Genomic DNA, 19,665 nt, shown 5'->3' with positions numbered 1-19,665 from the left:
TTCCGTGGCCCGATCTCGCGATGGCGACGCTGCTCGTCGCCGCCGCGATAGTGACCACAGCGCTGGATGACGCCGTGCTGCATCCGCTGACCGAGATCGTCGCGACGCTCACCGCGGCATCCGTTGTGCTGCGCACGCGCGCGCCGATGGCGATGGCGATCATCGCGTCCATCGGATGCGTGGTGCTCTCTCAGCTTCCGGGCGCGGCCACTCCACTGTGGGCGTTCGCGACCGTCCTCGTGCTCGCGTTCTCTGTCGCGGATCATCTCCGCGGCATCCGGGCGTGCATCGCGCTGGTCCTGATTCTCGCGGCAACGTTCACCATTCAGGTGGGCACGAGCACCTCAACCGTCGAGATGTTGCTGACGCCGCCGATCATCGTCGGCGCTCCGGCCCTGGCCGGCTGGCTGCTCGCCCGCTCGCGCGCACAATCCGAACGCCTGCGCTGGCTGACCGCCGAGCTCGCCGCCGAACGCGAGAAGCATGCCGCCCTGGCAGCGGAGGCCGAACGCTCGCGCATCGCCCGCGATCTGCACGACATTCTCGCGCACACCCTCAGCAGCATCGCCGTGCAGGCGGGAGCGGCACAGCAGCTGCTCTCGGCCTCCGATCCCGCGATGGGCCCGGTGGAGCACGTCATGACCTCGGCCCGGGAAGGGCTTGCCGAGGTGCGCTCGCTGCTCGCGGTCGCGCGCGGCAGGACCGGCCCGGATGCGGATCCACGGCCGGGCCTGGAACGGCTGCCGGAACTCACGGCGGCCGACGGTGCCAGCCTCACGGTTGTCGGATCTCCCGTCCCCGTCGCAGCGGGAGTCTCCCTGGCAGCGTTCCGCATCGTGCAGGAGGCCCTGACGAATGCCCGGCGCCATGCGCCCGGAAGCCGGCCGCGTGTGACTGTCGCGTATGAACCGGAGGCCCTGCGCATCGTCATCGAGAACGAGATCCGTGCCGACATCTCGAGTCACGACCGCGGCAACGTCGACGGGGCCGGCAACGGGCTGGTGGGCATGGTCGAGCGGGCCGCGGCCCACTCCGGAACCGTGCAAGCCGGACAGAGCAACGACGGCGAACTATGGCGCGTGTGCGCCACCCTGCCATACGGCCAGCCGGAATCGTCCTCGCAACCCCCGTCACGAGAGTCGTCGCCGGCCTCATCGTCCGTGCCGGGCGGGACCGTCGCCTCGGCAAAGGCCGCCCCGTGATCCGCATCGTCGTCGCGGACGACCAGCAGCTGGTGCGCAGCGGCTTCCGCATCATCCTCGAACAGCAGCCCGACTTCGAGGTGTGCGGGGAGGCCGCGAACGGGGCGGAGGCCGTTGCACTGGTCCGTGAACACGACCCGGACGTGGCGCTCATGGACATCCGGATGCCTCAGCTCAACGGGCTCGACGCCACGCGTGCGATCGTGCGCGAGTCCCCGCGCACCCGCGTGCTGGTGCTGACCACATACGATCTCGACGAGTACGTGGTCTCTGCCCTCCGCGAGGGTGCGAGCGGTTATCTGCTCAAGGACGTGAACCCCACAGAACTCGTGCGCTGTGTGCGGGCCGTCGCCTCGGGCGAGACAACGCTCGCCCAGCCGGTGCTGCGGCGTATGGTCGACGAGTTCCTGCACCATGACGCGGCATCCGCCGATCCGGTGATATTCGAGCGATTGAGCGACCGAGAACGCGCAGTGCTGACCGAACTGACCCGCGGTCGGACGAATGCGGAGATCGCGGCCGAGCTCGTCGTGAGCCCCGCAACCGTGAAGACACACGTCGCAAGCATCCTGGCCAAACTCGGCCTGCGCGATCGAGTGCAAGCCGTGATTCTGGCCTACGAGACGGGATTCGCCGGTTCGAGCGCGCGCTGAGCGATCGCCGACGGGTTCCTGCTGCGCGACGTTTGAGAATCCCCGCCGGCGCCCGTGCGTCTGACCCTGCAGCCGTGCCGGGCGCGGCATCCGCCCCACGCCTGGGCAGGCTGCGGCACGATGGAGGGATGCGTCGAGTGCATGTCGTGGTCGCCGGCGAGGTGCAGGGCGTCGGCTATCGGTACACCCTGCGTCTGGAGGCACGTGCGGCCGGGGTCGCCGGCTGGGTGCGCAACCGCCGCGACGGCACGGTGGAGGCCGAGATCGAGGGCACCGACGAGCAGGTGGACGCGATCGTGGCCTGGATGGCCGAGGGCCCGCCCGGCTCGGCGGTCACCAGCGCCCGGGTGACGGATGCTGCACCCACCGGCGCGTCCGGCTTCGAGGTGCTGCCCACGGCGTGAGCACGAGAACGGGGCCCCACCCGAAGGTGGAGCCCCGTTCTGCGATGTGCGTCAGATCGCGTTGACGTCCAGCGGGATGCCGGGGCCGAACGTGGTCGACACGGCACCCTTCTGGATGTAGCGGCCCTTCGAGCTGGAGGGCTTGAGGCGCACGATCTCGTCGAGCGCGGCCCGAAGGTTCTCGTCCAGCTGCTCGGCCGTGAACGAGGCCTTGCCGACGATGAAGTGCACGTTCGCGTGCTTGTCGACGCGGAACTCGATCTTGCCGCCCTTGATCTCCTCGACGGCCTTGGCCGGGTTGGGGGTCACGGTGCCGGTCTTCGGGTTCGGCATCAGACCGCGGGGGCCCAGCACCTTGCCGAGTCGACCGACCTGGCCCATGAGCTCGGGCGTGGCCACGGCCGCGTCGAAGTCGGTCCAGCCGGCGGCGACCCGCTCGATCAGGTCGGTGCTGCCGACCTCGTCCGCACCGGCGGCGATGGCCGCTTCAGCGGCCGGGCCGTTGGCGAAGACGATGACGCGGGCGGTCTTGCCGGTCCCGTGGGGCAGCATGACGGTGCCGCGCACCATCTGGTCCGCCTTGCGCGGGTCGACCGACAGCTTGAGGGCGACCTCGACGGTCGAGTCGAACTTCTTCGACCCGGTCTCGCGGGCGAGCCCGACGGCCTCGGTCGGCGTGTAGAACGTGTCCGGCGCGATCTTCTCGACGGCGGCGCGGTATGCCTTGGACTTGGTAGCCATGTTCGTTATCCCCCTCAGCCCTCGACCGTGATGCCCATGGAACGGGCGGTGCCGGCGATGATCTTCGAGGCGGCCTCGAGGTCATTCGCGTTCAGATCGGGCTGCTTGGTCTCAGCGATCTGGCGCACCTGCTCGCGCGTGAGCTTGCCGACCTTGTCGGTGTGCGGCGTCGCCGAGCCCTTGCCGACGCCCGCAGCCTTCTTGATCAGCTCAGCGGCCGGCGGGGTCTTCAGGATGAACGTGAAGCTGCGGTCCTCGTAGACGGTGATCTCCACGGGGATGACGTTGCCGCGCTGCGACTCGGTCGCCGCGTTGTACGCCTTGCAGAACTCCATGATGTTGACGCCATGCTGACCGAGCGCGGGCCCGATCGGCGGCGCCGGGTTGGCGGCGCCGGCGTTGATCTGGAGCTTGATCAGGCCGGTCACCTTCTTCTTCGGTGCCATTGTCTTTCCTTTCAGCGAATCGGATGCCGGGGGGCATCCGCTCTCCCGCGGGTCCGGCCGTTCCGGATCGCGGTGTCTTTGGGGGCTGAGGCAGGCTTCGTCTCGCTTCGCTCGCTCAGCCTTGTACCGGCTCGGATCAACGCGGCTGCGCCGCATTGATCCGAGCCGCTACAACATCTTGGTGACCTGGTCGAAGCTCAGCTCGACCGGGGTCTCGCGCTCGAACAGCGAGACGAGCACGGTGAGCTTGCCGCTCTCGGGCTTGATCTCACTGATCGTACCCGGCAGACCTGCGAACGAGCCTTCCTTGATGGTGATCGTCTCGCCGACCTCGAAGTCGACCTCGGCCGGGATGACGCGGGCCGCGGTCTGACCGCCCTTGGCCGCGCCGCCCTTGGGCGTGGCGACCTCCTTGATCTCCACCAGGGACTTCAGCATGTTGAAGGCCTCTTCGAAGCGGAGCGGAGTCGGGTTGTGCGCGTTGCCGACGAAGCCGGTCACGCCCGGGGTGTGCCGGACGACCGACCAGGTGTCTTCGTTCAGCTCCATCCGAACGAGCACGTAGCCGGGGATCCGGACGCGCGTGACCATCTTGCGCTGACCGTTCTTGATCTCGACGACGTCCTCCATCGGGACCTCGATCTGGTAGATGTCCTCCTCGACCTCGAGCGTCGACTTGCGCTGCTCGATGTTGGCCTTCACCTTGCGCTCGAAGCCGGCGTACGAGTGGATGACGTACCACTTGCCGGGCAGCGAGCGCAGCTCGGCGCGGAAGGACTCGTACGGGTCCTCCTCCGACTCCTCGTCGGACTCCGAGGCCTCGGCGGGGTCCACGGCCGCCTCGGCCTCGTCGACCACAGAAGCGGCAGCATCCACCTCTTCGACGAAGTCCTCGTCCAGCACGGGCCGGTCCTCTTCGCCGTTCACGTCCGGTCCGTCGTACGGGCTGACCTCGTCGGCCGCCTCGACCGCACGCTCCGCCGCCTCGTCCGCCGCGTCGTTGGTGAGAACATCCGCTGCGGCCTCGGCCTCCGCGGTCTCGTCGATGTGCAGTGCGTCGTTCACGATCGCATCAGCCTCCGGGTCTTCGATGTCGTACGTCTCGTCGTCGGAATCGCGGTTTTCGTCCTCGTCCTCGACGTGCAGTGCCCTGTGCTCCGCAGCCTCGACCGAGCGCTCCTCGGCCGCGAGCACGTCGCCCGTCTGGGCTTCGTCGTCCTCGCTGGACTGCTCGGCTGCCGTCGCCCAGTCGGCGTCGTCGGCATTTCTTTCAGGCACTTGTCTTCTCTTCCGTTCGTTGGGGGACGATGTGTCGCGTCAGCTGCGTGTCACAGTCCCTTGGTGCCGAACACCTGCGTCGTCACCCAGACGAACAGCACGTCCAATCCGTAGACGACCGCCATCATCACCGCGACGAAGCCCAGCACCACGAGGGTGTACTTGACCAGTTCCTGCCGCGTCGGGGTGACGACCTTGCGGAGCTCGGCGAAAACCTGGCGGATGAAGATGACGATGCGCTGGAAGAAGTTCGGCTTCTTCTCGCGCGGCCGGTCGCTGGCGGCGACCACTTCGCCGTTCGGCTCGTCCTGGACCATCGACTCCACCTGAATCGTCGTGTGTGTATCAGCAAGCGCTGACGCGCAGGGCGGACAGGAATCGAACCTGCAACCTGCGGTTTTGGAGACCGCTGCTCTGCCAATTGAGCTACCGCCCTAGAGACCGTGACGGCCCCGGGATGCCCCCACTCCTGCGCTGCGACCGATGAACGTGGAGACGTGCCCCTTGCCCGCGGGCACAGCGAAAGAATGCAGACAATACTGCCTCTCCAGTGTAGGGCATGCCCTCGACGGCCGCGAACCGGGCGGGACAAGCGCTACGACGCCTCGTAGACGACCTCGCCGCCGACGACGGTGCGCCGCACCCCCGCTTCCAGGAGTTCGTCGACCGGAACCCGGAAGATGTCGCGATCGAGCACGACGAAGTCGGCGGACAGCCCGGCCGCCAGACGGCCGTACCGATCCTCCGCCCCGCTCGCCCACGCGGCGTCGCGCGTGGCATGGGCGACGGCATCCGCCAGCGGCAGCGCGTAGCGCGGGAGGTTCGGCTCGAGCGCCGGGTTCAGCGCCGATCGGCGGGTGGCCGCGATGAACATGTTCGGCAGCGGCGCGAACGGCGACGTCGGCGAGTCGGTGCCGAATGCGAGCCGGGCGCCCTGCTCGGTCATCTCCGGCCACGGATAGCCGCGCTGGACGCGCTCGTCGCCGAGCATCGCGCGCCAGTTGTCCTGGATCGCCGGGTCGGAGTGCACCGGCTGCATGCTCGCCGTGATTCCGAGTGCCGCGAGCCGTGCGATCTCCTCCGGGTCGACGACCTCGAGGTGCTCGATGCGGTGGCGGCGGGCGCGCGGTCCGTTCGCCGCGACCGCGCGCTCGATGGCGGTGATCGCGATGCGCACCGCCTCATCCCCGATCGCGTGGATCGCCACCTGGAGCCCCGCGGCATCGGCGGCGACCACGACGGGAGTGATCTCGTCGAGTGACCACACCGGGTCGGGAAGGGCGCCGTTGGCATAGGGCGTGCGCACGGCGGCCGTGCATCCGTCGACGGTCCCGTCGGCGATGAGCTTGATGCCGACGACGCGGAGCCGGTCGTCGTCCACGTCCTGTGCCAGCTCCGCCGCACGCTGCACCTGAGCGAGGTGCTCGGCGGGATCGCCGGTGCGATGCACGAGCCAGTGGGCGGCGACCCGGGCGGTCAGCTCGCCGGCATCGCGCACGCGCTTCAGCGCCGCCAGCTGCGGCTCGCTCAGTGCCATGTCGGTCGATGCCGTGACGCCGGTCGCGGCGTATCCGCGCAGGGCGGCGCGCACGGCGGCATCGTCCTCGGCGTCGGAGGCGAACCGGTCGAGCGCCGGCCACACGATCTGCTGCATCGCGGTCTCGTCGATGAGCCCGGTCGCGTGTCCGTCGGCGTCGCGATGGATGCTGCCGCCCGCGGGCGACTCGGTGTCGTCGTCGATGCCCACCTCGGCAAGGGCAGCGGTGTTCAACCACATCGAGTGCAGATCGTGCGCCTGCACGTACACCGGCCGGTCGGGCACGATCTCGTCGAGCATGCGTCGCTGCGGGGTGCCGGTGGCGGCGTGCTGCCAGCCCTGCGCACGGACGCGTGCCGCATCGGGCCGCGCGGCCGCGCCCTCGGCCAGGCGGTGCTGGATGTCGGCGAGGTCGGCGGCGCTCCACAGGTCGATCTGGTCGGCAGCGGCACCGGTCTCGACGATGTGGGCATGCCCGTCGACGAAGCCGGGGACCACGAGCGCCCCGCCGAGATCGGTCTCTTCGGCGTCGCCGGCGATCCGGCGCGCGGTGTCGTCGTCGCCGACGTACAGCAGCCTGTCGCCCTGCACGGCCATCGCCGTCGCCCACGGCCGGGTGTCAGCGGTGAAGATCCGGCCGGCGGTGTACAGCTGGGTCATCTCGTTCTCCTCGTTCTCACGGGTCATACCGCCCATGGCCGTCCCGCTCCGCCCAGCGCGGTGCGCTGCAGGCCGACGTAGACGAGCACGGCGACGATCATGCCGACCGGCACCGACAGGTCGATGTATCCCAGCGCCGCCGAGATGGGGCCGGTCCACACCGTCGTCGACAGGCACAGGGCGCTTCCCACCGAGCCCAGCACGAAGGCGAGAACTCCGGGAAGGCCCCAGCCGCCGGTGTACCAGAACCGGCCTCCGCGCCGCTCGTCGAACAGCTCCATGCCGTCGTAGCGTCCGCGTCGCAGCAGCACGTCGGCGGCGAAGATCGCCATCACCGGGGCAGCCACCACGATGAGGAACTGCAGCATGAGGTTGACGGCGTCCAGGAACGTCGTCGACATCACGAGGTAGATCGTCAGGGCGGTGCCGATCACGCCGACGACGATGGCGGCGGGGATGCGGCGCAGGGGCACGCCGATCGCCTGCAGCGCCATGCTCGACGTGTACGTCGTCATCCCGTTGAGCGCCACGGTGTTGATGATGACCCCGATGGCGAACAGCGGCGCGAGCCACACGGGCATCATGCCGAGGATCACTCCCTCGACTCCCGCGCTGAGCGCGTCGCCGCTCACGGCGGTCGCCATGAGGGCGCCGACCGTCGTGAAGAACACACTCGGCAGGAACCCGCCGATCGCGGTCGATGCCGCGATGTGACTCGGCTTCGTCGAGCGCGGCAGGTACCGGGCCATGTCGGGGCTGTTGATGAACGACAGCGGCGCCGACGCGAGGATCGCGAAGCCGATCGTCGCCGCCGACCACAGCGGCACGCCGTGCAGCGGCTCGGCGGGTGCGTACGCCCAGTCGACGCGGGGCAGGATGAACCCCGTCACGAGCAGGAAGATCGCCACGAGCACGATCGCGATCCAGGAGTAGACCCGCAGGATGAGCGCGTGCCCGTAGACGGCGACCGTCACTGTGACCGCCGCGACCACGACGGCGACGACGATCGGCGCGACGGCCGGCGCATCCCATCCCAGCTTCGCCAGCATGTCGCCGCCGAGGAACGCGGCAGCCAGCCAGTTCAGCGCGAGATACACCGCCGACACGAGCCACCCCATGAAGGCCACGACGATCTTGTTGCCGATGATCCCGTACATCGCCCGCATGACGACCGAGCCCGACGTGCCGGCGGCGGGTCCCGAGACGGCGATGATGCCGGTGAGGATCCACGGCAGCGAGCCGAGCACGATCACGAGGATCGCCTGCCAGAGCTGCAGGCCGAGCACGATCATGGACGCGCCGACGGTGAAGTTCAGGATGCTGACGCTCGGCGCCGCCCAGACGGCGAACAGATCCCGGGCGCGGCCGTGGCGCTCGGCGTCGCCGATGAGCTCGATGCCCCGGGTCTCGGGCTGGGTCGGGACGTCGACGAACTCGTCCTGCGCTGCGGGGACGACATCCCCCAGTGGGACGGACGAAACGGGAAGGTCGGACATGGTGTGCCTCTCAGGGTGACGTCGTCGTCGTGGCGTGATCATTATTGATCGCTCAGCCAATACGACGCTCTCTTCAATATCGGGATGCCGGTGCTGTCAACGGTGCGTCGGAATGCGGGCGTGGATCGTCGGCCTCCTCGAAGGCGACCTCGGGCGTGGGGCGGCGGAAGCCGCGGGTCAGCCACACGAGATACACGGCACCGATCCCCGCCCAGATGAGCCCGACCGTCATCGCGAGCGAGTCGAGACTGAGCCACAGCCAGACGTTGATGAGGAAGCCGATCCCCGGGAGCACCGTCCATGCGAGCGCGGAGCCGGGAAGCGCCGCGGTGCGCCGATGACGCATCCAATAGGCGATCACCGAGAGGTTGACGAAGGCGAATGCGGTGAAGGCGCCGAAGTTGATCAGCGATGTCGCCGCGTTGAGGTCGAGCATCAGCGCGGTCAGCGCGATCACGCCCACGATGAGCACGTTCAGGACGGGAGTGCCGAGGCGCGGGTGGACGTATCCGAACACCCGGCGCGGGATGATCCCGTCGCGGCCCATCGCGTACAGCAGCCGTGACGCGCTCAGCTGCGATGCGAGTCCCGACGACAGCACCGACACCGTGGCGCCCACGAGGAACAGCGTCTGGAAGACGATCCCGCCGATAAACAGGGCGATGTAGGGCGACGCGCCCTCGACGTCGGGCGTGATCCTCTCGAGCGCCGCCTGGTCGGGGACAAGGGTCTGCATGACGTAGGTGACGCTGATGAAGAACGCCGCGCCGGTCGCCGCCACCCACATGATGGCGCGCGGGACCGTCCGGCGCGGTTCGACGGTCTCTTCGGACAGCGTCGTGACGGCGTCGAAGCCGAGGAACGCGAGGGCGAGCACCGAGGCACCGCCGACGAGGCTCGCCGTGTCGGCGGTGAGCGAGTAGAACGGCGCGAACGAGAAGGCGAGCGCGTGGTCGGACAGGATCGCCCGCACCGTGAGCCCGACGAACACGAGGGCGAGCAGCGCCTGGAACACGACCATGATCATGTTCGAGACGGCGCTGATGCGCACCCCGACGATGTTCAGTACCGAGATGACGGCGATCAGTCCGACGATCCACACCCAGCCGGGGACGCCCGGGAACTCGGCGGACAGGTAGATGTCGGCCAGCAGGGCGTTGATCATCGGGAGGAAGAGGTAATCGAGCAGCGCCGCCCAACCCACCAGGAAGCCGACCGGGGCGCCGATCGTGCGCCGCGCGTAGGTGTACGCGGAACCGGCCGACGGGTAGACGCGCACCATCTTCGCGTAGCTGAACGCCGTGAACAGCACGGCGATCGTGACGATGATGTACGACATCGGGACGTGCCCGCCCGTCGCCTCCGACACGATGCCGAACGTGTCGAACACGGCGAACGGCGACATGTACGCGAGGCCGATGAAGACGACGTGACGCTGCCGCAGCCGTCGGTGCAGGGTGGCGGGTGGTGTGGTCATTGAAATACCTCCTCGTATTTCGATTCGATGTGTCCGATCGCGGCGGATCGGGTCAGAGCCGGGGCGTGCGCGGCGGCTCGGTGCGACGGTTCCCGGTCGCCTCGAACGCGCTGCCGAGCGCCAGCAGCGCGGTGTCGTCGTAGGCGCGGCCGACGAAGGTGAGGCCGACCGGCATCCCGGTGTCGGGCATCGTCCCCATCGGCACCGTCACCGTCGGGATGCCGAGGTGCCGCGGCACGAGGTTGCCGTTCGCGACCCAGACGCCGTTGCGCCAGCCGAGGTCGGCCGACGCGGGGTTCACGTCCATGTCGGCGGGAGCGACATCCGCCATCGCCGGGAAGACCACGGCATCGAGGCCGAGCGCGTCCATCCATTCCTCGAGGTCGACCCGGCGGGTCTGCTCCAGGCCGCGCACTCCCTGTTCGAGGTGCGGGATGTCGGTGAGCCGGCCGTACGGATGCGTCCGCACCTGCTCCGGATACCCGGCGATGTCGTCGTCGAATCCGTCGTACCGGTCGGGCAGCGCCCCCGCCGGATGGGGGAAGATCTGCGCGCCGTCGACATCGTCGAGCCGGTTCAGGCGCGGGTCGCCGTTCGCCTTCAGGAAGTCGTCCCAGGCCCAGGCCGACAGGTCGACGATCTCCGAGCGCAGGAACTCCGGCGACACGAGGCCGCGGGTGGCGATCGTGGGCGCACCGGAACGGTCGCCCTCGTAGTTCGTGACGGCGGGGAGGTCGACCTCCACGACCTCGGCGCCGGCGGCCTCCAGGTCGCGGCGCGCCGTCTCCCACAGCCCGATCACCGAGTCGCGGGTGCGGATGGGACGCCCGGTCGAGCCGCCGATCGTTGTGCCGGTGCCGGCTTCCGGGTCGGCATTGATGTACATCCGCGGAACGCCGAGGCGCGTGCCGCGGAGGTCGGCGGGCGCGAGTCCGCGATAGGACGACGGGCGCAGAGCCGAGACATCCGGGATCGGCACCCACGGCTGGGCGCGCCAGAAGTCTCCGCGCGGGTCGGGGTCGTCGGCGACGATCACATCGAGCACCTCGAGCAGGTCGTCCATCGTGCGGGTGTGCGGCACGACGACGTCCATGGTGGGGACGAGCGGCCAGTTCCCGCGCACCGAGATGACACCGCGCGACGGGGTGTAGGCGCAGAGGGCGTTGCTGGATGCGGGCGCCCGCCCGCTCGACCAGGTCTCCTCGCCGAGGCCGAAGGCGGCGAAGCACGCGGCAGTGGCGGTGCCCGAGCCGTTCGACGACCCGGAGCCGAACGCGCTCGTCAGCCAGTCTGCACTGTAGGGCGACTCGGCGCGCCCGTAGACGCCCCGCTGCATCCCGCCGTTCGCCATGGGCGGCATGTTCGTGAGGCCGAGGCAGATCGCCCCGCCCGCGCGCAGGCGCTCGATCGTGAACGCGTCGCGCTGGGCGACGAGGTCGGCGAACGCCGGGGACCCGGCTGCCGCCGTCAGCCCGCGCACGAGGTAGCTGTCCTTCGCGGTGTACGGGATGCCGTCGAGCGGCCCGAGCGTCTCACCGGCGGCGCGCCGCGCATCCGACGCCGCGGCTTCAGCGAGGGCGTCGGGGTTCCGTACGACGACGGCGTTCAGGGCCGTCGTGGTGCCGGGCGCATCGTAGGCGTCGATGCGGGCGAGGTACGCCTGCACGAGCTCGTCGCTGGTCGTGCGTCCCCTCTCGAGCGCTGCGCGGAGGTCGGCGATGGAGGCCTCGACGACGTCGTACATCTCAGGCCTCCGATCCCGGGAGAGCGGGCTGCTGCTGGGTGATGCAGTGGATGCCGCCGCCGCGCGCGAAGATCGGGCGCGCGTCGACCGTCACGACGCGGCGACCGGGGTACGCCGCGGCGAGAACCTCGCGGGCGTGCGCGTCGGCGTGCTCCTCACCGAAGCCGCAGGCGACGATGCCGCCGTTGACGACGAGGTGGTTGATGTAGCTCCAGTCGACGAAGCCCTCGTCGTCGCGGAGCGTCGCGGGCGCGGGCACGTCGATGATCTCGAAGCGCCGGCCCGCAGCATCCGTCTGCTCGCTCAGCTGGTGCTTGATGTCGCGGGTGACGGCGAAGTCGGGGTGGTCGGGGTCGCGCTGCTCGTGGAGCAGGATGCGGCCCGGAGCGGCGAAGGCCGCCACGATGTCGACGTGGCCCCGGGTGCCGAAGTCGTCGTAGTCGCGGGTGAGGCCGCGCGGAAGCCAGACGGCGTGGGCGGCGCCGATCGTGCGCGCCATCTCTGCCTCGACGCGCTCGCGGTCGGCGTACGGGTTCCGGTTCGGATCGAGCTGCACGGTCTCGGTCAGCAGCACGGTGCCCTCGCCGTCGACGTGGATGCCGCCGCCTTCGTTCACGAGCAGCGACGGGATCCGCTCGCAGCCGATGTGCGCTGCCACCTGGCGGGCGATGTCGGCGGAAAGGCTCCACTCCGCCCATTCCGGAGCGCCCCAGCCGTTGAAGATCCAGTCGACGGCGCCGAGGCTGTCGCCGTGCTCGTCGATGACGAACGTGGGGCCGAAGTCGCGCATCCAGAACTCGTCGAGCGGGGCCTCGACGATCTCGACGGCGGTGCCGAGCATGCGGCGGGCGCGGGCGGTCTCGCTGGGGTCGACGACCATGGTGACGGGCTCGAACGCGGCGACGGCGAGTGCGACGTCGGCCCAGGCGCGGTAGCCGGTCTCCTGCCAGGACTCCCCCTCGCCGAGCGTGATCCCGGCGCGCGGGAACGCCATCCACGTCCGCTCGTGCAGCGTCGCCTCGTGCGGCATCCTCCAGGCCACGTCGCCTCCTCCATCGAGTATTGATCGCTTGATCAATACTCGATGTTCCTACACTGGACTCACGATGTCAACATCACCGCCGCGCGTGCGCACTCGGAAGAGTCCCCAGCAGCGTTCCGCCGAGATCCACGACGCTGCGATCGCGCTCGCGCGGGAGGAGGGACTGGCCGCGCTCACCCTTCGGGCGATCGCGCATCGTGCGGGCGTCGCGCCGGGCCTCGTCGCGCATTACGCCGGCGGCATGGACGAACTCGTCGCGCGGACGTTCGGGCGACTCGTCCTCGGCGAGCTCGACGATGTGCGCGCTGAAGTCGAGGGGGCGTCCACTCCCGCGGCGCAGCTCGCCATGCTGTTCGCCACCGTGCTGGGCCGCGACCACGACGACATCACTCTCGTCTGGGTCGACGCGTGGTCGCTCGGGCGGATCAATCCCGCGCTGGCCGCGGCGATCGACGAGCACATGGCGGGGTGGCAGTCGTTCATCGCCGGAATCGTGCGCGGAGGTCGCGGCGGGGGCGAGTTCCAGACCGACGATCCGGATGCTGTGGCCTGGCAGCTGCTCGCGATGATCGACGGGCTCTCGGCGCATGCGCTGACCCGCGGGACCGACGCCGCGGAGTTCGTGCACCGTCTCGCACAGGCGAGCGAGACCCTCGTCGGCGCTGAGCCCGGCGCCGTGACCGGCCGGCTGCCGTAGGTGCGGGCAGCGCAGAGACGAGTCGAACGCCCTCCACTCGAAGAAGGAGCACCTCGCTTCCCCCGTCCAGGTCGTTGAGCGAGGAGCGCAGCGACGAGTCGAAACGCCCCAGCAGCAACGATCCAGGTAGGGCCCGCACATCGGGTTTGCGTTCGACCCTCATCGCACACCCGCCTGCGCAACGATCCGGATCGACGCCGCCCGTAATGCCGTAAAAACGCCGCACTTCCGCTTGCCCTTCGTTCTTCCTTTCGATACACTGGACTTAGCTGATCCGAACCGAAGGAGGTGCCGCCGATGTCCACCACGTCGTCCGCGGGCCTCTCCGCGGTGCTGACCGAGTTGGGTGAGATCGTCGATGACCTCACCCAGTGTCGGGAACGCGCAGCGTCGGCGTTCGCGGCGGAGATGTTCTTCTTCGAGCGTGTCGTGGGTGTGGTGGACAGGCGGGAGAAGGAACGCGCTGCCCAGAACGGGTCGATCACCAGCGCGTCGCAGTTGGCGATGCGGGAAGTGTACGCCGAGGTCGCTGCCGCGCTCCGGTTGAGCGAATGGCAGGTGGCACGGAAGGTGTCCCAGGCCTGGTCCCTCACCCACCGGTTCTACGAGACCCTGTGTGACGCGTCCACCGGACAGATCTCCCCCGAACACGCGATCCTGATCGCCGATGCGGGTGCCGACATCGACGACGACACCGTGCGGCAGGAGTATGAGGCGGTCGCGCGGGACATGGCCGGAGAGATGACCCCCGGGCAGCTGCGTCCCGCCCTGGACGGGCTCGTGCAGCGGCTGGACCCGGAAGGCACCGAACAACGGGTCCGGGAAGCCGTCACACGCCGCAAGGTCACCGTCCGGGAACTCGAGCCGGGTCTGTCCCGGGTCACCGCCGACGTGCCCACCGCGCAAGGTGTCGGGGTGTTCAACCGCCTCCGGGACATGGCCGCCGAACTGTACGAACAGAACGCAACCGAGAAGGCGGAAGCCGAAGCCGCAGCATCCGCGAAGGCCAAGGCCGAGGGTCAGGCGACTGCCGCGTCCCTGGGCGCCACGACGGCCACCGGGGACGCGGCTGCGCGAACCACGGCGACCGGTGACTCAGACGCCGCCAGCGTGGGCCACGACGCCGCCCACGCTGACGCCGATGCTGCGGCCCCGGTGCTCGATGAGCGGACGCAGACGCAGATCATGGCCGACGTATTCTGCGACCTGCTGCTGACCAGTGTTCCCGACGGCCATGGTGCCACCGACCAAGCCCGCACCGCCCTCGGCGTGATCACTCCCACCGTGCAGGTCACGATTCCGGCGACCACCCTGGCTGGCACCACGATCGGCGGCGCCGCCGTGGCAGGTTTCGGGCCCATCGACGACGACACCGCGAAGCAGCTTGCGGGGGCGGCACCGGCCTGGATCCGGGTGTTCACCGACCCGTGCAGCGGGGTCCCGATCAGCGTCGACCGGTACCGACCCCGCGCCCAGCAGAAACTGTTCCTCCAAGTCCGCGACCAGCAGTGCCGGTTCCCCGGCTGCCGCCGCCCGGCCAAAAAGTGCGACATCGACCACGCCATCGCCTACGCCGAGGGCGGACCGACGTGCCTGTGCAACCTCGAGCACCTCTGCGAACGCCACCACACCGTGAAACACGAGACGGACTGGTTCGTGGAACAACTCGGCGGCGGCATCCTCCGCTGGACCGCACCCACCCTCCGCACCCACATCACCCGACCACCCGGCACCGTCAGGTTCGAGCTGACCGCCCTGCTCGACCCCGACCCGCAGCACAGACACGCGTTACGCCAGGCGCTCGAACGCGACCCCGCACCGTTCTGAGGCAAGGCTCGACGGCCGGGCAGAGATGACGATGTCCCCGGGCCGATTGGACCCGGGGACATCGGCGTCGGCGCGGTCAGGCGCCGGTGCGGATCAGCTTCTTGTTGACGAACTCGTCCGCTGCCAGCAGACCGAGCTCGCGCGAGGTGCCGCTGCGCTTGACGCCGCCGAAGGGAAGCTCGGGGCTGTCGGCGAGCACGAGGTTCACGTACACCATGCCGGCCTCGATGCCATCTGCCACCCGCTCGGCCTGCTCGGGGTCGGTCGTGAAGACGTATGAGCCGAGGCCGAAGGAGGTGTCGTTCGCGAGCGCCACGGCATCCTCCTCCCCCGTCACCCGGTACACGACCGCGGCGGGGCCGAACAGCTCCTCCCGGTAGACGTCCATCTCGGCTGTCACGTCGGCGAGCACCGTGGGCGCGAAGAACGTGCCCTCACGCGTACCACCCGTGAGCACCGTCGCGCCCTGCGCGACGGCCCTGTCGATCTGCTCCTGCAGCCGCTCCGCGGCGGCCTCCGACGACAGCGGTCCGAGCACGGTGTCCTCCGCCATCGGGTCGGATGCCGTCACCTCCGCCATCTTCGCGGTGAACTTGCCGGCGAACTCGTCGTACAGGTCGTCGACGACGATGAACCGCTTCGCGCCGTTGCACGACTGCCCGTTGTTGTCGAGCCGCGCCTCCACGGCTGCCGACACGACGCTGTCGATGTCATTGGTCGAGAGCAGGATGAACGGGTCTGACCCGCCGAGTTCCAGCGCGACCTTCTTGAGGTTGCGCCCGGCGACCTCGGCGACGGCAGCTCCCGCGCGCTCCGAACCGGTCACCGACACGCCCTGCACGCGTGGGTCGGCGATGATCGTCGCCGCCTGCTCGTTCGTGACGTAGAGGTTGACATATCCGCCCTTCGGGAGACCCGCGTCCTCGTAGATGCGCTCGAGGGCGGCGGCCGACTCCGGGCACTGCGGAGCGTGCTTGAGCAGGATCGTGTTGCCCAGCACGAGGTTCGGCGCCGCGAACCGCGCCACCTGGTACGCCGGGAAATTCCACGGCATGATTCCCAGAAGCACTCCGAGCGGAGCCCGGCGCACGACAGCCGACCCGTCGCCGACGATGTCGATCGGCCGGTCGGCGGTGATCTTCTCGGCGTTGTCGGCATAGAACTCGATGATGTCGGCGGCGAAGTCGACCTCGCCGAGCGCGGCCGTGAGCGGCTTGCCCATCTCGCGGACGATGATCTCGCCCAGCAGCTCGCGGCGCTCGCGGTGCAGCTCGGCGATGCGGCGCACGACGGCCGCCCGCTCAGCCACGGGAGTGCGCGACCACGTGCGGTAGGTCGAGGAGGCGGTCGCGACCGCCTCCTCGACCTGCGCATCGGTGAACGTGTCGTAGGTGGCCAGCTGCTGGCCGGTTGCGGGATTGACGACGGCGTAGTCGGTCATCCGGGGTCCTTTCCGTCTGGGGCGCGGCGCGCCCGGGTCACTCGGCGGGGATCAGGGTGTACTTCGTCGACAGGTACTCGTGGATGCCCTCCGGACCGCCCTCGCGGCCCATGCCTGACTGCTTGACGCCGCCGAACGGCGCCGCGGCGTTGGAGACGACCCCCACGTTCAGCCCCATCATGCCGGTCTCGATCCGGTCGATCATGCGCTGGCCGCGAGCGAGGTTCTCGGTGAACACGTACGAGACGAGGCCGAACTCGGTGTCGTTCGCGAGCCGCACCGCTTCGTCTTCGTCTTCGAACGGGGCGATGGCCAGCACCGGACCGAAGATCTCCTCACGGAGGATGTCGGCGTTCCCCGGCACGTCGGTGATGACGGTCGGCTCGAAGAACGTCCCGTCCGACTCGATTGCCGAGCCTCCCGCACGAACGGTCGCCCCCTTGGCCACCGCATCCTGCACGAGCGACCCCGCCTTGCCCACGGCATCCGCGTCGATGAGGGGGCCGATCGTGACGCCGTCCTCGGTGCCGCGCCCGACCTTCATCGCCTTCACCCGCTCAGTGACCCGGTCGGCGAACTCGGCCGCGACCGACTCGTGCACGATGAAGCGGTTCGCCGCCGTGCAGGCCTGGCCGATGTTGCGGAACTTCGCGATCATCGCGCCGTCCACCGCCTTGTCGAGGTCGGCGTCCTCGAAGACCACGAACGGCGCATTGCCGCCGAGCTCCATCGAGGTGCGCAGCACTCCCTCGCCCGCCTGGGCGATGAGCTTGCGCCCCACCTCGGTCGACCCGGTGAACGACAGCTTGCGCAGCCGCGGGTCGGCGATGATCGGGCCCGACACCTTGCTCGAGGTGGTCGTCGAGACGACGTTCACGACACCGGCGGGAAGTCCCGCCTCCTCCAGCAGCTTCGCGAAGAACAGCGTCGACAGCGGCGTGAGCGCCGCCGGCTTGACCACGACGGTGCAACCGGCCGCGAGGGCCGGCGCGATCTTGCGGGTCGCCATCGCGAGCGGGAAGTTCCACGGAGTGATGAAGAACGACGGGCCGACCGGGCGCTGTGAGACCACCATGTGGCCGGTGCCCTCGGGGTTCAGCCCGTAGCGGCCGTTGATGCGCACCGCCTCTTCGCTGAACCAGCGCAGGAACTCGCCGCCGTACGCGACCTCGCCGCGGGACTCCGCCAGCGGCTTGCCCATCTCGAGCGTCATCAGCAGCGCAAGGTCCTCCTTGTGCTCCTGCACGAGCTCCCATGCCCGGCGCAGGATGTCGCTGCGCGTGCGGGGAGCGGTGGCGGCCCACGCATCCTGAGCCGCGACGGCGGCATCGAGGGCGCGGATGCCGTCGGCCGGCGATCCGTCGGCGATCGTGTGCACGACCTTCCCGGTCGCAGGGTCGTTGACGTCGAAGGTCTTGCCGTCTTCGGCGTCGACCCACTCGCCGGCGATGAACAGGCCGGTCGGAACCCGGTCGAGAAGCTCTGTCTCCTGTGCGGCGCTCATGCGCTCTCCTCTCACTGTCTGAGTGTCAGTGGCTGTGTTGTCACCGTGCGGCGGCACGGGACCGCCGAAGGCTGGGTGGGGCATCCATGGCAAGTGTCTCACCACGGAACCCCAGGACGACCACGAGACCGACGAGGATGCGGGGGGTCATCCGCGCGCCCGCTCCACGATGGCTGCCGCAGCGGCGCGACCCATCCGGATCGCCCCGTCGACGTGCTGGTATCCGGTGCCGGCCATGTCGCTGCACGCGAAGTGGATCGGCCCGACGGGCTGGCGCAGGTCGGCGCCGTAGCGGGCGAGGCCGCCCATGTCGAAGCTCGCCGCGTACGCGCCGCGGGTCCACTCCTCGCTGCCCCAGTCGCTCTCGTAGTACACGACGGGGTTCTTCGCCTCGGGACCGTAGTAGTGCGAGAGCGATTCGAGGATCCGCTCGCGGCGCTCCTCGGCCGACAGCGAGAACAGATCGTCGGCGTTGCGGTCGGAGACGAACGCGACGAGAGTTCCCCGCTCGTCCTCGTGGTTCGTGTTGTCGTAGGCCTCGTGGCACAGCTCGTAGGGGCTGAACGCAGTGCCCGCCAGTCCCTGTTCACGCCAGAAGGGCCGGTCGTAGACAGCGTGCACCTTGATCACGAAGCCCATCGACAGGTGCTGGTGCAGCTGCTGCTGGCGGCGCGGCAGCGGCGGGACGAACGAGATCCGCTCGTACAGCACCGGGGCGTGGGCGAGGATCGCATGCCGCGCGCGCACCGTCATCGAGTCGGCGCGGGCGATCACGCCGTCCGCGGTCCACTCCAGGAAGCGCACCGGCTCGTCCAGGAAGACGTCGTCGCCGAGCCGCTCGGCGAGCAGCAGCGGTACCTGCTGCAGGCCGCCGACGACGCGCTTGTCGAGGATGAAGTCGGCGTCCACGAGGTGCGAATACGACCCGGCGGAGGCGGCCATGAGCAGCGACTGCAGCAGCGAGAACGCGTGCGTCGGCTTGGTGAGCATCGCCGAGCCGGTCGCGAAGGCGAGGTTGCGCACTGCCTCGTCGTCGTCGGTCTGCGCGCGCAGCCACGCATCCCACGTGATCTTGTCCCACTCCTCGGCCTTCGGGTGTGCCCACGAGCGGTCCGGATCGATCTCGGCGACCATCGCGTCGAGGCGCTCGATGATCTCCGCGATCACCCGCTCGGTCTCGGGCGCGACGGGGAACATCTCCCCGGTGAACCGTGAGGCCGTGCCGTCGGGGCCGACGTAGACGCTGTCGCCGTCGCGGTACCGGCTGAAGGTCTCCAGGCCCAGCTCGTCGATCGTCTCGACCAGGGCGTGCTGGTCGGGCGAGACCCACTGGCCGCCGATCTCGAGCATCGCGCCGTCGATCGTGTCGGTCCACACCCGGCCGCCGACCCGGTCGCGGGCCTCGAGCACCGCGACCGACAGTCCGGCCTTGCGCAGTTCGTTGGCGGCCGTCGTGCCGGCGGCGCCGGCGCCGATGACGACGACGTCTCGGGTGATCTCGGTCATGCGGTCATTC

17 protein-coding genes and 1 tRNA gene are annotated in these 19,665 nt (G+C 69.5%); 5 read left to right on the top strand and 13 right to left on the bottom strand.

Translation table 11 applies throughout. The features are described from left to right. Positions 1 to 20 precede the first annotated feature (20 nt). From AC0L6F_RS14730 to AC0L6F_RS14720, 3 genes are all read left to right on the top strand, one after another. Entirely contained in the window at positions 21 to 1,202 is a 1,182-nt protein-coding gene (locus AC0L6F_RS14730) for a sensor histidine kinase (protein WP_473538449.1), read from the top strand. Continuing rightward, positions 1,199 to 1,855 carry a response regulator gene (locus AC0L6F_RS14725; RefSeq protein ID WP_259611442.1) on the top strand — a complete coding sequence of 219 codons (657 nt, stop codon included), beginning with the start codon at positions 1,199 to 1,201 and terminating at the stop codon, positions 1,853 to 1,855. The genes AC0L6F_RS14730 and AC0L6F_RS14725 overlap by 4 nt, the downstream gene beginning before the upstream one ends. Positions 1,856 to 1,983: 128 nt before the next feature. Beyond that, positions 1,984 to 2,259, top strand: a complete 276-nt coding sequence (locus tag AC0L6F_RS14720) for an acylphosphatase (RefSeq protein ID WP_259611441.1) — start codon at positions 1,984 to 1,986, stop codon at positions 2,257 to 2,259. 51 nt (positions 2,260 to 2,310) lie between these two features. Here AC0L6F_RS14720 and rplA read toward each other — a convergent pair whose 3' ends face one another. The 10 genes from rplA to AC0L6F_RS14670 all read right to left on the bottom strand — a co-directional run bounded on the left by rplA (position 2,311) and on the right by AC0L6F_RS14670 (position 12,680). Beyond that, complete coding sequence (gene rplA / locus AC0L6F_RS14715) at positions 2,311 to 3,000, bottom strand: 50S ribosomal protein L1 (protein WP_473538447.1); 690 nt, start codon at positions 2,998 to 3,000, stop codon at positions 2,311 to 2,313. A 14-nt stretch (positions 3,001 to 3,014) separates the two neighbouring features. Continuing rightward, positions 3,015 to 3,446: a 50S ribosomal protein L11 gene (rplK, locus tag AC0L6F_RS14710; protein ID WP_259611439.1), complete on the bottom strand. Its 432-nt coding sequence runs from the start codon at positions 3,444 to 3,446 to the stop codon at positions 3,015 to 3,017. 168 nt (positions 3,447 to 3,614) lie between these two features. Further along, a complete protein-coding gene (gene nusG / locus AC0L6F_RS14705; protein WP_473538446.1) occupies positions 3,615 to 4,724 on the bottom strand; it encodes a transcription termination/antitermination protein NusG in 1,110 nt (369 codons plus the stop codon). Positions 4,725 to 4,774: 50 nt separating this feature from the next. Next, on the bottom strand, positions 4,775 to 5,041 hold the full coding sequence (secE, locus tag AC0L6F_RS14700) for a preprotein translocase subunit SecE (RefSeq protein ID WP_259613345.1): 267 nt from the start codon (positions 5,039 to 5,041) through the stop codon (positions 4,775 to 4,777). Positions 5,042 to 5,087: 46 nt separating this feature from the next. Next, positions 5,088 to 5,160, bottom strand: a tRNA-Trp gene (locus AC0L6F_RS14695). A gap of 159 nt (positions 5,161 to 5,319) precedes the next feature. Further along, complete coding sequence (locus AC0L6F_RS14690) at positions 5,320 to 6,921, bottom strand: amidohydrolase (RefSeq protein WP_473538445.1); 1,602 nt, start codon at positions 6,919 to 6,921, stop codon at positions 5,320 to 5,322. A gap of 23 nt (positions 6,922 to 6,944) precedes the next feature. After that, entirely contained in the window at positions 6,945 to 8,417 is a 1,473-nt protein-coding gene (locus AC0L6F_RS14685) for a purine-cytosine permease family protein (protein WP_473538444.1), read from the bottom strand. A 73-nt stretch (positions 8,418 to 8,490) separates the two neighbouring features. Then, entirely contained in the window at positions 8,491 to 9,894 is a 1,404-nt protein-coding gene (locus AC0L6F_RS14680; protein WP_473538443.1) for an APC family permease, read from the bottom strand. A gap of 52 nt (positions 9,895 to 9,946) precedes the next feature. Beyond that, the gene (locus AC0L6F_RS14675; RefSeq protein WP_473538442.1) at positions 9,947 to 11,638 is read right to left on the bottom strand and encodes an amidase; all 1,692 of its coding nucleotides are present in this window, start codon (positions 11,636 to 11,638) and stop codon (positions 9,947 to 9,949) included. Between the two features lies 1 nt (position 11,639). Continuing rightward, the gene (locus tag AC0L6F_RS14670; RefSeq protein WP_473538441.1) at positions 11,640 to 12,680 is read right to left on the bottom strand and encodes an agmatine deiminase family protein; all 1,041 of its coding nucleotides are present in this window, start codon (positions 12,678 to 12,680) and stop codon (positions 11,640 to 11,642) included. A 64-nt stretch (positions 12,681 to 12,744) separates the two neighbouring features. Here AC0L6F_RS14670 and AC0L6F_RS14665 point away from each other — a divergent pair, with 64 nt between their 5' ends. Beyond that, positions 12,745 to 13,377 (top strand): TetR/AcrR family transcriptional regulator, encoded by a 633-nt coding sequence (locus tag AC0L6F_RS14665; protein ID WP_473538440.1) that lies wholly within the window; start codon positions 12,745 to 12,747, stop codon positions 13,375 to 13,377. A 297-nt stretch (positions 13,378 to 13,674) separates the two neighbouring features. After that, positions 13,675 to 15,204 (top strand): HNH endonuclease signature motif containing protein, encoded by a 1,530-nt coding sequence (locus AC0L6F_RS14660; protein WP_473538438.1) that lies wholly within the window; start codon positions 13,675 to 13,677, stop codon positions 15,202 to 15,204. A 76-nt stretch (positions 15,205 to 15,280) separates the two neighbouring features. Here the strand turns inward: AC0L6F_RS14660 and AC0L6F_RS14655 are convergent, their stop codons facing one another. From AC0L6F_RS14655 to AC0L6F_RS14645, 3 genes are all read right to left on the bottom strand, one after another. Next, on the bottom strand, positions 15,281 to 16,645 hold the full coding sequence (locus AC0L6F_RS14655; protein ID WP_473538437.1) for an NAD-dependent succinate-semialdehyde dehydrogenase: 1,365 nt from the start codon (positions 16,643 to 16,645) through the stop codon (positions 15,281 to 15,283). 37 nt (positions 16,646 to 16,682) lie between these two features. Further along, entirely contained in the window at positions 16,683 to 18,149 is a 1,467-nt protein-coding gene (locus AC0L6F_RS14650; RefSeq protein ID WP_274637303.1) for an NAD-dependent succinate-semialdehyde dehydrogenase, read from the bottom strand. Positions 18,150 to 18,296: 147 nt separating this feature from the next. Beyond that, positions 18,297 to 19,655 (bottom strand): NAD(P)/FAD-dependent oxidoreductase, encoded by a 1,359-nt coding sequence (locus AC0L6F_RS14645; RefSeq protein ID WP_274637302.1) that lies wholly within the window; start codon positions 19,653 to 19,655, stop codon positions 18,297 to 18,299. Positions 19,656 to 19,665 lie beyond the last annotated feature (10 nt).

This window comes from Microbacterium sp. G2-16M (genome assembly GCF_055809115.1).
This window is presented reverse-complemented; position numbering and strand designations above follow the sequence as displayed.